General features: G+C 71.2%; 12 protein-coding genes. 3 read left to right on the top strand and 9 right to left on the bottom strand.

Annotation, left to right across the window (positions count from 1 at the left end):
• Window positions 1–69 precede the first annotated feature (69 nt).
• The 6 genes from AB0J46_RS10375 to AB0J46_RS10350 all read right to left on the bottom strand — a co-directional run bounded on the left by AB0J46_RS10375 (window position 70) and on the right by AB0J46_RS10350 (window position 5241).
• On the bottom strand, window positions 70–1023 hold the full coding sequence (locus tag AB0J46_RS10375) for a beta-ketoacyl-ACP synthase III (protein WP_364329140.1): 954 nt from the start codon (window positions 1021–1023) through the stop codon (window positions 70–72).
• The gene (locus AB0J46_RS10370; protein WP_364329137.1) at window positions 1020–1916 is read right to left on the bottom strand and encodes an ACP S-malonyltransferase; all 897 of its coding nucleotides are present in this window, start codon (window positions 1914–1916) and stop codon (window positions 1020–1022) included. The genes AB0J46_RS10375 and AB0J46_RS10370 overlap by 4 nt, the downstream gene beginning before the upstream one ends.
• A 103-nt stretch (window positions 1917–2019) precedes the next feature.
• Window positions 2020–3144 (bottom strand): helix-turn-helix domain-containing protein, encoded by a 1125-nt coding sequence (locus tag AB0J46_RS10365; protein ID WP_352358034.1) that lies wholly within the window; start codon window positions 3142–3144, stop codon window positions 2020–2022.
• A gap of 95 nt (window positions 3145–3239) precedes the next feature.
• Window positions 3240–3671 (bottom strand): DUF350 domain-containing protein, encoded by a 432-nt coding sequence (locus tag AB0J46_RS10360; protein WP_364329134.1) that lies wholly within the window; start codon window positions 3669–3671, stop codon window positions 3240–3242.
• A gap of 24 nt (window positions 3672–3695) precedes the next feature.
• The gene (locus AB0J46_RS10355) at window positions 3696–4841 is read right to left on the bottom strand and encodes a glutathionylspermidine synthase family protein (RefSeq protein WP_364329131.1); all 1146 of its coding nucleotides are present in this window, start codon (window positions 4839–4841) and stop codon (window positions 3696–3698) included.
• 1 nt (window position 4842) lies between these two features.
• Window positions 4843–5241, bottom strand: coding sequence for a hypothetical protein (locus AB0J46_RS10350; protein ID WP_364329128.1), 399 nt, complete (start codon window positions 5239–5241; stop codon window positions 4843–4845).
• A gap of 90 nt (window positions 5242–5331) precedes the next feature.
• Here AB0J46_RS10350 and AB0J46_RS10345 point away from each other — a divergent pair, with 90 nt between their 5' ends.
• The 3 genes from AB0J46_RS10345 (at window position 5332) to AB0J46_RS10335 (ending at window position 7605) form a co-directional block, all read left to right on the top strand.
• A complete protein-coding gene (locus AB0J46_RS10345; protein WP_364329125.1) occupies window positions 5332–6354 on the top strand; it encodes a PHP domain-containing protein in 1023 nt (340 codons plus the stop codon).
• A gap of 86 nt (window positions 6355–6440) precedes the next feature.
• Complete coding sequence (locus AB0J46_RS10340; RefSeq protein ID WP_352357678.1) at window positions 6441–7169, top strand: YafY family protein; 729 nt, start codon at window positions 6441–6443, stop codon at window positions 7167–7169.
• Window positions 7170–7242: 73 nt separating this feature from the next.
• Window positions 7243–7605, top strand: coding sequence for a VOC family protein (locus AB0J46_RS10335; RefSeq protein WP_364329122.1), 363 nt, complete (start codon window positions 7243–7245; stop codon window positions 7603–7605).
• A gap of 194 nt (window positions 7606–7799) precedes the next feature.
• On the opposite strand, the gene AB0J46_RS10330 is transcribed toward AB0J46_RS10335, so the two are convergent.
• From AB0J46_RS10330 to aceE, 3 genes are all read right to left on the bottom strand, one after another.
• Window positions 7800–8546, bottom strand: coding sequence for a maleylpyruvate isomerase family mycothiol-dependent enzyme (locus AB0J46_RS10330; protein WP_364329119.1), 747 nt, complete (start codon window positions 8544–8546; stop codon window positions 7800–7802).
• A 10-nt stretch (window positions 8547–8556) separates the two neighbouring features.
• The gene (locus AB0J46_RS10325) at window positions 8557–10056 is read right to left on the bottom strand and encodes an alpha/beta fold hydrolase (RefSeq protein ID WP_364329116.1); all 1500 of its coding nucleotides are present in this window, start codon (window positions 10054–10056) and stop codon (window positions 8557–8559) included.
• Between the two features lie 185 nt (window positions 10057–10241).
• Window positions 10242–13040, bottom strand: a complete 2799-nt coding sequence (gene aceE / locus AB0J46_RS10320; protein ID WP_364329113.1) for a pyruvate dehydrogenase (acetyl-transferring), homodimeric type — start codon at window positions 13038–13040, stop codon at window positions 10242–10244.
• Window positions 13041–13559: the final 519 nt, after the last annotated feature.

Genomic DNA, 13559 nt, shown 5'->3' with positions numbered 1-13559 from the left:
CCTTCATTTTCTGGTTTCTGTACGGCGTCCGCCGTACGAGCTGAGGTACGGCGGGAGCCGTACCGGATCCTACGGAATCTCGATCACTTGGCCCGCATAGGTCAGACCGGCGCCGAAGCCGAGGATGAGCGCGAGGTCGCCTGAGCGGACCTCGCCGCGCTCCAGCATCCGCGAGAGCGCGAGCGGGATGGAGGCCGCCGACGTGTTGCCCGCGGTGACGATGTCGCGGCCGATGACGGCCTTGTCGGCACCGAGCTTGCGCGCGATGGCCTCGATGATGCGCAGGTTGGCCTGGTGGGGGACGAACGCCGCAAGCTCCGAGGGGTCGACCCCGGCGCGGGCGCACGCCTCCAGGGCCACCGGGTGCAGCGCGGTGGCCCAGCGGAAGACCGTCTGGCCCTCCTGGGAGAGGAACTTCGTCCGGTCGGCGATGGAGATGGCCTCGGACTTGTCGCCGGCGCTGCCCCAGACGACCGGGCCGATGCCGGGCGTGTCGGTCGGGCCGACCACCGCGGCGCCGGCGCCGTCGGCGAAGATCACGGCCGTGGACCGGTCGGTCCAGTCGACCCAGTGCGACAGCTTCTCCGAGCCGACGACCAGCACATTCCTGGCCGCGCCGCCGCGGACGGCGGCGCTGGCGGTGGCCAGCGCGTAGCAGAAGCCGGCGCAGGCGGCGTTGACGTCGAAGGCGCCCGGGGACTTGATGCCCAGCCGGTGGGCCACGACGGCCGCGGCGTTGGGGATCTGCGTCTCCAGCGTGCAGGTGGCCACGATCACCAGGTCGATCTCGTCGGGGGTCAGGCCGCTGGCGGCCAGCGCCTTGCCGCCGGCCTGGACCGCCATGTCCTCGACGGACTCGGTGGCCGAGGCGACCCGGCGCTCCTTGATCCCGACGCGGGACTGGATCCACTCGTCGTTGGTGTCCATGGTCTTGGCCAGGTCGTCGTTGGTGACGACGTTGTCCGGCTGGTAATGGCCGAGGGCCAGAATCCGGGCGCCGGGGGCGATGTCGGGGATCCTCACTTGATCAGCTCCCTGGCCGCGTCGAGGTCGTCGGGTGTCTTCAGCGCCACGGTCTCGACGCCGCGCAGGCCGCGCTTGGCGAGCCCCGTCAGCGTGCCGCCGGGCAGCAGCTCGATCATCTTGGTCACGCCCAGCTCGGCCATCGTCGCCATGCACAGGTCCCAGCGGACGGGGCTGCTGATCTGCGAGATGAGCCGCTGGACGAACTCGGCGCCGCCGGCGGCGGGCCGGCCGTCGGCGTTGGACAGCAGCGTGACCTGCGGGTCGCCGGGCACGACGTTCCAGGCCGCCTCGCGCAGGGCGTCGACGGCGGGGGCCATGTGACCGGTGTGGAACGCGCCGGCCACCTTGAGCGGGATGAGCCTGGCACGGGCGGGCGCGTCGTCCTTGAAGGCGGCGAGCTGCTCCAGCGTGCCGCCCGCCACGATCTGGCCGGCGCCGTTGATGTTGGCCGGGGTCAGCCCGTGACGCTCGATCGCGGCCAGCACGTCGGCCTCCACGCCGCCGAGCACGGCGGTCATGCCGGTCTCGGTGACGGCGGCGGCCTTGGCCATGGCCTGGGCGCGCTCGCGGACCAGGCCCAGGGCCTGCTCGGAGGTGAGCACCCCGGCCAGCGCGGCCGCGGCGAACTCGCCCACGCTGTGGCCGGCCAGCACGTCGGGGGAGGCCCCCAGCGCCTCGGCGGCGGCCAGCGCGGCGGCCACCAGCAGCGGCTGGGCCACGGCGGTGTCGCGGATCTCGTCGGCGTCGGCGGTGGTGCCGTAGGCCACCAGGTCGATCCCGGCGACCTCCGACCAGGCGCCGAGTCTGTCGGCCAGACCGGGCAACTCAAGCCAGGGGGTCAGGAAGCCTGGGGTTTGGGCGCCTTGGCCCGGAGCGACGAGTACAAGCACAAAAACCACCATGCCCTGTAGAACTTCGACACGCGGATGGAGATCCGTACGAACTTTGTCCCGGGTGCTTTGTAGGAACCCTACAGTGAAGATTTCGGGAATGTTACGTTAGGGCCCGCCATGCCGCGGCGCCTTCGGAAAGCCGGCCCAGGATGAGACCGACCTGCAGCGTGAAGGCCGACCTGCCCTCGGTGGGCTGGTAGCCCGTGAGCTCGGTGATCTTCTTCAGACGGTAGCGGACCGTGTTCGGGTGCACGAACAGCAGCCGCGCCGTCGCCTCCAGGGAGGTGCCCTGTTCGAGGTAGGTGGCCAGCGTATCGAGCAGGGGTGTGCCGGCCAACGGCAGGTAGACGTTCTCGATGAGCTGCTCCCTGGCGTCGGCGTCGCCGTCGAGGGCGCGTTCGGCCAGCAGGTCCTCGGCGTGCACCGGCCTGGGGGCGTCCGGCCAGCCCGCGGACGCCTTCAGCCCGGCCAGCGCGGCCCGCGCCGACCGCGCGGCGGCGTGCAGGTCGGGCACCTCCGGACCGATGACGATCGGGCCCACGCCGAAGCGCGCCACGACCTGCCGGGCCGCGTCGTGGACGCTGTCGGCGCCGCCCACGATCACGATCAGCCGGTCGGCCTGCACGCCGGCCAGCAGGTCCATGCCGATGCGGCGGCCCTTGTCGCGCAGGCCGTCGATGACCGCGCGCGGGTCGTCGTCGGGGGCGTGCCCGGCGATCACGACGACGGGGGAGGAGGTCCAGCCGAGGGCGGCGGCCCAGGAGTGGAGGCCGTCGTCGACCTCGCCGCGCACCAGCGCGTCGACGATCAGCGCCTCCAGCCTGGCGTCCCAGGAGCCGCGGGCCTCGGCCTCGCGGGCGTAGACGTGCGCGGCGGCGAAGGCCACGTCGCGGGTGTAGCGCAGCATGGCCTGCTGGAGCTGGTCCTCGCCGCCCGGCGCGGCCAGCTCGTCGGTCTGGGCCTCGACCACCTCGACCACGATCCGGACGATGTCGACCGTCTGCTGGAGCGAGATCGAGCGCTTGAGCTCACGCGGGGCCGTGCCGAAGAACTCGATGCTGGGCGTCGGCCGGTTCTCGCCGGCGTGCTGGAACCACTCCACGAACGCGGCGATGCCGGCCTGGGCGACCAGGCCCACCCACGAGCGGTCCTCGGCGCTGAGCGCCCGGAACCAGGGGAGCTGATCGTCCATGCGGGCCATCGCCGCCGTGCCGAGCGCGCCCATGGCGCGCTCGAGCCTTCGCGTGGTGTCCTCCCGGGTCCGGTCTGTCACGCCTCCTAGAGTGCCAGGTCGGTTCCGATGACCGGAACGGTGGTGTTTCAGATGACCGCAACCGCCGTGATCAGGCCGATCGCCACGTGGGTGACCGCCAGCAGGCGCGCGCCGGGCTGCAGCTCCGGCTCCTTCACCAGCTCGCGTACGGAGATCCCGACGACCTTGTCGAACACCAGCATCGCCACCGTCTGCACCACGATGCCGACCAGCCCGAACACGGCCGTGCCCGCGAGCCCTTCGATCAGCCGGCCGCCGGAGGACCAGATGGACGCGGCCACGATGAGCCCGATCGCCGCCAGCGCGGACGTGGTGAGCAGCGTCGCGTTCGCGTTGCGCTGGTTGCGGATGATCTCGCTCAGCTTGCCGGGCGTGGCCCAGTCGATCACGTAGAAGCCGACGATCAACAGGATCACGCCGACGGCCGCGTACGCGGCGATCGCGCCGGCGCCGCGGGCCAGGACTTCGAGAAGGGTCACGTCATTTCCAATCACGGGGGTGCTTCAGTTCGCGATGCGATGAGGGACGAAAGAGGAGGTGTCGTCGGTGATCAGGCCGGTGGTCTCCCTGATGCCGAGCCCGGCGGCCTCGTCGGCGACCATCCAGGCGCCGAGCACCGGCCGCTGGCCCTCGAACGCGGGCAGGGCCTCGAACCCCTGGAAGACGTAGCCTTCCCGGCCGTAACGGCCCGGGGTCTCCTGGGTGCCGTCGGGGGTGACGATGCGCATCGAGGCGCCCTCCCTGCCCAGCAGCGGCTTGGCGATGTAGGAGGTCAGCTCGCGCGGCCCGTCGAGGTAGGCGGGCAGCAGGTTGGGATGGCCGGGGTAGAGCTCCCACAACACGGCGAGCAGCGCCTTGTTCGACAGCAGCGCCTTCCACAGCGGCTCGATCCAGGTGGAGTGGCGCACCGCGTGCCGGCCGAAGTCGTCGGCGAGCATCCACTCCCAGGGGTAGAGCTTGAACGCCGAGCGGATCACCTCCTCCCCCGCGTCGACGAAACGGCGGTTGAGCTCGTCCCAGCCGATGTCCTCCATGGCGACGGCGACCGTCCGCCGGCCCGCCTGCTCGGCGGTCTCCTGCAGGTAGGCGACCGTCATGGCCTCCTCGCCCGTCTCGTCGGCGTTGGTGAAGGCGAAGTGCGTGGGGCCGGGCGGCAGCGGCAGCTCGCGCCAGCGCTCGATGAGCCGCTCGTGCAGGGAGTTCCACTGGTCGTCGCCGGGGTGGACGTCCTGCAGCCAGAACCACTGGATCACCGACGACTCCACCAGCGACGTCGGCGTGTCGGCGTTGTACTCCAGCAGCCGGGCCGGGCCGGTGCCGTCGTAGCGCAGGTCGAAGCGGCCGTACAGGTGGGGGTCGCGGCGCTCCCAGGAGCGGGCCACGGCGTCCCTGGCCCACTCGGGGACGGCGAAGTCGGCGTAGCGGCCGGTCGAGACGACGTGCTCGACGGCCCGCAGGCACATGCCGTGCAGCTCCTCGACCTGCTCCTCCAACGACTCCACCTCCTCCAGGGACAGGACGTAGTGGACCGACTCGTCCCAGTAGGGCCTGCTCAGGCCCTCGGGGTGGGCCACCCGGTGGTAGGCCAGGCCCTGGCTCTCGATCGTCTTCTCCCAGCCAGGACGGGCGATGCCATGCTCGCGGCGCACGTCAGCTCCCGCCGCCCCAGCTGTTGCCGAAGCCGCCGCGCTGGATCGACTTGCCGCTGCGGCTGGAGATGTTCACGTCGGACGGCCGGTACGTGGTGCCGCCCTGCATGCGGTTGCCGACCCGGCGGCCGCCGTAGTACCACATGTACGCGCCGCGCGAACCGGCGTAGTAGTGGGACCCGCCGCTGCCGCCGTCGTCGTCGCAGTAGTCGTCGTCGACGACCTCGTACGTGCCGTCCTCCAGCTGCACCACGCAGTCGGCGGTGACGTCGTCGTCGTCCTGGGTCGCCGCGCAGTAGCCCACCAGCATCACCGACAGGACCCCGAGAATGGTCAGTGGGACGGCCTTGGACGACTTGCGCGGGGGTGGGGGAGCCGGCATGCGCGGCGGTTGTGCCATGTGGTTCCTGCTTTCCTGGGCGAATCAGCCTATCGGTGCGCTTCGCCCCTGTTCAATGCCGGTCGTCGTCCGCTCGGGTATGTATGACTCATGGAACCGGTCCAGGCCCTGCGCGAGATCGCCTTCCTGCTCGAACGCGCAGGTGAGCCCACCTATCGGGTCCGCGCGTTCCGCCGCGCGGCCGCGGTCGTGGACGACCTGCCGGAAGGCGAGCTCGCGCGGCTGGCCGGAGCCGGCGGGCTGGGCGACCTCCCCGGCATCGGCAAGGTCACCGCCCTCGTGATCAACGAAGCGCTCGACGGTCAGGTTCCGACGTATTTGCGTAGGTTGCGGGCCACCGAGGGCGTCGAGCTCGACGCCGAGACCGCGGCCCTGCGCGAGGCGCTGAAGGGCGACCTGCACAGCCACTCCGACTGGTCCGACGGCGGCTCGCCGATCGAGGAGATGGCCGAGGCCGCCAGGGGGCTCGGGCACGAGTACTGGGCGCTGACCGACCACTCGCCGCGCCTGACCGTGGCCAAGGGACTGTCGGCCGAGCGGCTGGAGCGGCAGCTCGACGTGGTGGCCGGGCTCAACGAGCGGCTGGCGCCCTTCCGGATCCTGACCGGCATCGAGGTCGACGTCCACCTCGACGGCTCGCTCGACCAGGACCCGGCGCTGCTCGCACGGCTCGACGTGGTCGTGGCCAGCGTCCACTCCAAGCTGCGCATGGACCGCGAGGAGATGACCCGCCGCATGGTCACCGCCGTCGCGAACCCCCTGGTCGACGTCCTCGGCCACTGCACGGGGCGGGTCGTGCGGGCGGGCGGCGAGCGCGGGGTCAAGAGGCCGGAGTCGGAGTTCGACGCCGAGCTGGTCTTCGAGGCGTGCCGGCGGTTCGGGGTCGCCGTGGAGATCAACTCCAGGCCCGACCGGCTCGACCCGCCCAAGCGGCTGATGCGGCTGGCGTACGAGACGGGGTGCGTGTTCTCGATCGACTCCGACGCGCACGCGCCCGGGCAGCTCGACTGGCAGCGCTTCGGCTGCGAGCGGGCGGCCCGGTGCGGGATCGAGGCCGCACGGATCGTCAACACCTGGCCCCTGGACCGGCTGCTGGAGTGGACGGCGGGGTGAGCCCTGGGTGGCGGCCGAGCCAGGTCGTTGTCGCGGGGGCCGCGCGGGGCCGGTGATTGTCGGTGGCGGCGCGTAGCGTTCCGGCTGTGAACCGTACCGACCGGCTCTATGCGCTCGTCGAGGACCTGCGCGCCATCGCGCCACGCTGCCGCTCCGCCCGCGAGCTCGCCGAGCGGTTCGAGGTCAGCGTGCGGACCATCGAGCGCGACATCACCGCGTTGCAGGGGTCCGGGGTGCCGATCTACGCCGAGCCCGGTCGCAGGGGCGGCTACGCCCTCGACAAAAAGATGTCGCTGCCCCCGCTCAACTTCACCCCGGCCGAGGCGGTGGCCATCGCGGTGGCCCTCAGCCAGGCCGGCGACCAGCCGTTCGGCCGCCAGGCCCGCAGCGCGTTACGCAAGGTGGTCTCGGCCATGCCGGGGCCCGAGGGCGATCTGGCCAGGGAGCTGGCGCGGCGGGTGCAGCTCGTCAGCGAGCCGCCCGAGCCCGGCTCGCCGAGCCGGCCGCTCGGCGCCGAGGGCATCTCCAGGGCCATCGAGGAGGCGCTGCTGCGGCGCCGCGTGCTCAGGCTCGACTACGCCGACGCCAAGGGCGCGCTCACCTCGCGCGACGTCGAGCCGGGGGTGTTCCTGGGCGGGCGCGGCGGCTTCTGGTACCTCGTGGCGTGGTGCCGGTTGCGGGAGGACGTCCGCGTCTTCCGGCTCGACCGTATCGCCGCGGCCGTCGTCACCGTCGAGCGCTGCCCCGAGCGGCCGCTCGAAGGGTTCGCCCCCGACGTGCCGGAGATGGTGGTCCGCGGAACCATGCTCGATTAATCATGCGAAAACACCGACATAGGGTTGTCGCCATAGCGATACATCGTTGTCTTGTTCGAAAGACGAGGAGACGATGATGGACAACACGGTGACCTGGTTCGAGATCGCGACCGACGACCCCGAAGGCGCCGAACGGTTCTACGGCGAGCTGTTCGGCTGGTCGTTCGGCCGCGACGACGACGGCCCGCTCGACTACCGCATGATCGGCTACCCGGGCGGCGAGCGGCCCGGCGGCGGGCTGTTCAACAACAAGGGCGACTTCCCCGCCCACGCGGTCTTCCACGTGCAGGTCGCCGACGTCGAGGCCGCGTGCGCCAAGAGCGAGGCGCTCGGCGGCAAGGTCGAGATGAAGGTGATCGACGACGGCGCGGGCACCGACTTCGCCTATCTGCGTGACGTCTCGGGGAGCCTGTTCGGAGTCTTCCACCGCAGGTGAGCCCTCCGGCGGCGGACGCCGCCGGAGCTCGCGGGACCTCGCCGCGATCGCGCCCCCGGGGAAGCACCTTCCCCGCCGAACCGGGGCGCGCGACGCGGGACGTCCCGCCTGGAAGCGGTTCACCCGCCCTGGACACGCCGCCGATCGCCGAGCGGCGGCGCGTCCAGGGCCCCTTCCCCCGGCAGGGGCTCGCGTCAGAAGGCGGCGGTCGCCAGCCAGCGGGTCAGCAGGTCGTGGTCGCCGAAGACGGCCGGCGACCGCGGGGGCCGCCGACCGTAGAGCAGCAGGAGCAGCTCGCTCGCCGGGCCGCGTACGGCGGCGTCGCCCTTGGTGTGGCCGCGTGCGCAGCTGACCGCCCCGTCGGGGCCCTGCGTGATGGTCCACTCGCCGTCGAGGTCGCTCGCGTGGAGGTGGATCGTGGCCCCTTCCGCGCCGAGCCCGGCCAGCGACCCGGTCACCCAGGTCGCGTACGGCAGGTTGTGCAGGAACTCCTCGATGCCGTCCACGGCGGTCGCCGCCGGGATCTCCGGGTCGAGGCCGAGTGCGAGCTCGGCGTCGGCCCGGTGGATCACCAGCTCGAAGAGCATCCTGGGCGCCCACCATCCGGCCCGCCGGTCCGGGCCCCACGTCCACACCGCGAGGTCCGGGTCGGTGGTGCGCAGCACGTCCAGGAGGGCGGCGGCGCCCTCCATGAGCCAGGCGGCGTCGCCGTGCGCGCCCTCGGCCAGGCCGCTGGGCACCTCACGCGACCAGACGCGCTCCTGGACCCGGTCGCGCAGCACGTACGCCGCCCAGCGGTGGGTCCGGCCGACATGCGTGACGAGATCGCCGATCGTCCATCCCGGGCATGTCGGCACCGGGACGGACAGATCGGTCGCCAGCGCCGCCAGCCGCGCGGCTTCGCCCTCGATCCGGGCGATGAAGGTGTCGTTGTCGGTCACCCGTCACACACTAGGCCGCCGGGCAGGTCGCGCCCTTGGCGGGCAGCTTGCCCTCCACCAGGTACGCGTCCACCAGCCCCTGCACGCACTTGCTGCCCGACAGGTACGCCCCGTGCCCCTCGCCCTCGTACGTCACCAGCCGCGCGGTCCTGAGCTGGGCCGTCAGCCGCGGCGCCCACTGGTACGGCGTGGCGGGGTCGCCCTTGCCGCCCACGACCAGGATCGGCGCCGACCCGGTGGCGTTGACGTGCCGCGCCTCGTTGCTGCCCATGGCCGGCCACACCCGGCACAGCCCGCCCGAGCCCTCGCTGCCGAACAGCGGCGAGATCCGCAGCGCCGCCGCCTCGGTGCGCCGCAGCTCGGCCTCGCTGGGCCGCTCGGCGGTGTCCACGCAGGTGATGGCCGGGAAGCTGGTCATCTGCGTGGAGTAGGTGCCGTCCTCCGAGCGTCCGGTGTAGGAGTCGGCCAGGTACATCAGCGCCTCGCCGTGGCCCTTCAGCGCCTCGCCGAGCGCCTTCTCCAGGAACGGCCAGGTCAGCTCGGAGTACAGGGCGGCGGCCACGCCGGTGGAGGCCAGGCCCTGGGTGAGCTGGCGGCCGTCCACCTTCAGCGGCTTGGTGGTGAGCTGGTTCATCAGGTTCTCGACGTTGGCGTTCGCGGCGGTCACGTCCTTGCCGACCTCGCAGCCGCCCTTGACGCAGCTGCGCAGGAAGCTCTCGTACGCCTGCTGGAAGCCGCGGGTCTGGGTCAGCGTGCGCTGCTCGAAGGTGACCGTCGGGTCGAGCGGCGCGTCGAGCAGCATCCGGCCCACGTTCTTGGGGAACTGGGTGGCGTAGACGGCGCCGAGCTGGGTGCCGTACGACATGCCGACGTAGTTGAGCTTGGGGTCGCCGACGGCGGCGCGGATGCGGTCCATGTCACGGGCGGCGTTGACGGTGCCGACGTAGGGGAGGACCTTGCCGGAGTGCTGCTGGCAGAGCTGGGCGAACTCCTTGTTGGCGTCCTGGCTCTCCTGGCGGGTCTGCGCGTTGGTGGGCAGCGTGTCCAGGGAGACGAACCGGTCCATCTGCGCGCTGTCGCCGCAGCGCACGCCCGCGCTGCGCTCGACGCCGCGCGGGTCGAAGCTGACCAGGTCGTAGTGGGCGCGCAGAGTGGTGAGCACCTTGGCGGCCTGGTCGAGGGTGTCCACGCCGGAGGCGCCCGGCCCGCCGAAGTTGAACACCATCGAGCCGAGCCGCTTCTTGGGATCGGTGGCCGACAGCTTGATGAGCGCCAGCTCCAGCTTGTCGCCGTCGGGGCGGGAGTAGTCGAGGGGCACCGCCAGCTTCCCGCAGCGCACCGAGGCGTCCTGCTGTGCCGGTGGCTCGCCGTCCGGGCGCTTGATGTCGGTGCACGGCCCCCACGCGATCTTGTCGGTGTCGGCGGCGGGCCCGTCGGTGGCGGGCTCTGCGGGTGCACTCGCGCAGCCCGCGGCCGTTACGAGCAGGGCGGCGGCTAGGACGCGTCGCATACGAACATTCCCCTTCGTGTCTTCGGGGGAAGTAGTGCCCACGATACGGGACCTCGCGTCGAACCTGGGTGAGGCGGCACGTACCCCTCCTGGACGTGCCGCCTCATCCGTCGGACGGAGCGGAGGCCCGGACATGACGGCGCTCCCGCGAGAAACAGTTCGCGGGAGCGCGCCTTCCGGATGACTCAGACGCCCATCGACTGGGTGTCGTTGCTCTCCGCGCCGCCGGCTTCGGTGACGCCGTTCTTCAGGTGGTAGCGGGCGATGGCCTCGCGCAGCACCTCGCCGTCGAGCTCGCCCCGCTTGACCAGCCGGGTGAGCACGGCCAGCGTGATCGAGGCGGCGTCCACGTGGAAGTGGCGACGCAGCGCCGAGCGGGTGTCGGACAGGCCGAACCCGTCGGTGCCCAGCGAGGACCAGTCACCCGGCACCCACTGCGCGATCTGGTCCTGGACCGCCTTCATGTAGTCGCTGACGCCCACGAACGGGCCGCCGGCCTGCGAGAGCGCCTGCGTCACGTACGGGACGCGCTGCTCGGCGTCGGGGTTGAGCAGGTTGTGCTCCTCGCACGCCAGCGCGTCGCGCCGCAGCTCCGACCACGACGTCGCCGACCACACGTCGGCGGACACGCCCCACTCCTCGGCCAGCAGGCGCTGGGCCTCCATGGCCCACGGACCCGCCACGCCCGAGGCCAGGATGTTGGCCTTCGGCCCCTGCGTCTGCGGGCCCTCGGCGAACCTGTACAGGCCCTTGAGCAGGCCCTCGACGTCGAGGTCGGCCGGCTGCGCGGGCTGCAGGTAGGGCTCGTTGTAGACGGTCAGGTAGTAGAAGACGTCCTCGGGCTGCTCGCCGTACATGCGGCGCAGGCCGTCCTTGACGATGTGGGCGACCTCGAAGGCCCAGGACGGGTCGTAGGAGACCGCGGCCGGGTTCGTCGAGGCGATGAGCGGCGTGTGGCCGTCTTCGTGCTGCAGGCCCTCGCCGTTGAGCGTGGTGCGGCCGGCGGTGGCGCCGAGCAGGAAGCCGCGGCCCATCTGGTCGCCCATCTGCCACATCTGGTCGCCGGTGCGCTGCCACCCGAACATCGAGTAGAAGATGTAGACCGGGATCATGTGCTCGCCGTGCGTGGCGTAGGAGGTGCCGGCCGCGATGGTCGAGGCCATCGAGCCCGACTCGCTGATGCCCTCGTGCAGGATCTGCCCCTGCACGGCCTCCTTGTACGACAGCAGCAGCTCCCTGTCGACCGCCTCGTACGTCTGCCCGTGGGGCGAGTAGATCTTGGCCGTCGGGAACATGGCGTCGAGACCGAACGTGCGGGCCTCGTCGGGGATGATCGGCACGAACCGGTGGCCGATCTCCTTGTCGCGCATGAGGTCCTTCAGCAGGCGAACGAACGCCATGGTCGTGGCGACCTGCTGCTTGCCCGAGCCCTTGCGGAACTGGCTGTAGACGTCGTCGCCGGGCAGCTTGACCGGCTTGGCGCGCATGACCCGCTTGGGCAGCACACCGCCGAGCGCCGCGCGGCGCTCCTTCATGTACTGGATCTCGGGGTCGTTCTCGCCCGGGTGGAAGTACGGGGGCAGCTCGCCCTCCAGGGCCGAGTCCGGGATCGGCAGGTAGAGCCGGTCGCGGAACTCCTTCAGCTCGGCCTTGGTGAGCTTCTTCATCTGGTGGGTGGCGTTGCGCGCCTCGAAGTCCTTGCCCAGCGTCCAGCCCTTGATGGTCTGGGCGAGGATCACCGTCGGCTGGCCGACGTGCTCACGGGCCGCCTTGAAGGCCGCGTAGACCTTGCGGTAGTCGTGGCCGCCGCGCGACAGCTTGCGGATGTCGTCGTCGGACAGGTGCTCGACCATCTTGCGCAGGCGCGGGTCGCCGCCGAAGAAGTGGTCGCGGATGTAGCCGCCGGTCTCGACCGAGTAGGTCTGGAACTGGCCGTCGGGCGTCGTGTTCATCTGGTTGACCAGCACGCCGTCGACGTCGGCCGCGAGCAGCGGGTCCCAGTCGCGGCCCCACACGACCTTGATCACGTTCCAGCCGGCGCCGCGGAAGTACGACTCCAGCTCCTGGATGATCTTGCCGTTGCCGCGTACCGGGCCGTCGAGCCGCTGCAGGTTGCAGTTGATGACGAACGTGAGGTTGTCCAGCTCCTCGCGGGCGGCCAGGCCGATCGCGCCGAGCGACTCGGGCTCGTCCATCTCGCCGTCGCCGAGGAAGGCCCACACGTGGCTGCGCGAGGTGTCCTTGAGCTCGCGGTTGAGCAGGTAGCGGTTGAACCGCGCCTGGTAGATCGCGCCGATCGGGCCGAGGCCCATGGAGACCGTCGGGAACTCCCAGAAGTCGGGCATGAGCCGCGGGTGCGGGTAGGAGGGCAGGCCCCGGAAGCCGTGCGACAGCTCCTGCCGGAACGCGTCGAGCTGGGCCTCGTTGAGGCGGCCCTCCAGGAAGGCGCGGGCGTAGATGCCCGGCGCGGCGTGGCCCTGGAAGAACACCTGGTCGCCCGACTCGCCGTGGTCCTTGCCGCGGAAGAAGTGATTGAAGCCCACCTCGTAGAGCGAGGCCGCCGAGGCGTAGGTGGCGATGTGGCCGCCCACGTTCGTGCGGGCGTTGGCCCGCGACACCATGACCGCGGCGTTCCACCGGATGTAGGCGCGGATGCGCCGCTCGACGTGCTCGTCGCCCGGGAACCAGGGCTCGCGCTCCGGCGGGATCGTGTTGATGTAGTCGGTGCTGCGCAGGCCCGGCACGCCGACCTGGTGCTCGCGGGCCCGTTCCAGCATGCGGAGCATGAGGTAGCGGGCTCTGGTGCGGCCTTCGGTCTTGACGACATTGTCGAGAGACTCGAGCCACTCGTTGGTCTCACTGGGGTCGACATCAGGCAGTTGGCTGGGTAGGCCGTCGCTGATGATCGAGAATCGCTGGCGTCCGGAAGCCACTGGGTCTCGCCTTCCGAGAATGACTGAAGTCTGGTCTGGGTCGCCTTCCATCCTGGTCGCTAGTCGTAGAAAACGCATCTCTACTGACGGGTAACCAGAGCGTCCCTGCTGGCAGGGCCATGTTGGTGGCCTAGACCACCGATGGTAGGACGAATCGCCACCAAAGGTTACATCGGTGGAGCAATTTAACAAGACTAGAAAACGGACGAAATTTCCCCCCAATCCTAGGGGGCTGGCCCGGTGGGTCGGCCTCCGCCCTCAACCCTCCCCCGAACCGGGCGGTCCTCACCCGGAGGGGGCGGCCGCGTTGCGCCGCGCGAGTCTAGCCACCGTCTTTGCGGTGGGGGCGGGCGGGGCGGCGTCCGCCGGGAGGGCCGAGGCGTACACCTCTTCTCCTTGCTTCTGTACGCGCTTCGGACCCGCCTCGCGGGGCCATCGCCATCGCGGGCGGGCGGCGGTCTTAGGCGGGCCTCGGGGTGTGCGGCCTGTCTCGGGTGTATCCCGTTGGAGAACGCGGAGGGTGGCCTCCTGGCAACTCAGGGGGCGTCGGGCCGTCGCGAAGCCGGGCCC

The organism is Nonomuraea sp. NPDC049758, from assembly GCF_040674635.1.
In the GTDB taxonomy this organism is placed as follows: Bacteria; Actinomycetota; Actinomycetes; order Streptosporangiales; family Streptosporangiaceae; genus Nonomuraea.
The sequence above is the reverse complement of the archived record's forward strand: the minus strand, read 5'-3'. Positions and strand labels throughout refer to the sequence as shown.

What these genes read in the sequence shown, in the direction of transcription:
- aceE (WP_364329113.1), bottom strand. Translation starts at nt 13,040, where the DNA reads ATGGAAGGCGACCCAGACCAGACTTCAGTCATTCTCGGAAGGCGAGAC.
- AB0J46_RS10350 (WP_364329128.1), bottom strand. Translation starts at nt 5,241, where the DNA reads ATGGCACAACCGCCGCGCATGCCGGCTCCCCCACCCCCGCGCAAGTCG.
- AB0J46_RS10345 (WP_364329125.1), top strand. Translation starts at nt 5,332, where the DNA reads ATGGAACCGGTCCAGGCCCTGCGCGAGATCGCCTTCCTGCTCGAACGC.
- AB0J46_RS10335 (WP_364329122.1), top strand. Translation starts at nt 7,243, where the DNA reads ATGATGGACAACACGGTGACCTGGTTCGAGATCGCGACCGACGACCCC.
- AB0J46_RS10365 (WP_352358034.1), bottom strand. Translation starts at nt 3,144, where the DNA reads ATGGGCGCGCTCGGCACGGCGGCGATGGCCCGCATGGACGATCAGCTC.
- AB0J46_RS10325 (WP_364329116.1), bottom strand. Translation starts at nt 10,056, where the DNA reads ATGCGACGCGTCCTAGCCGCCGCCCTGCTCGTAACGGCCGCGGGCTGC.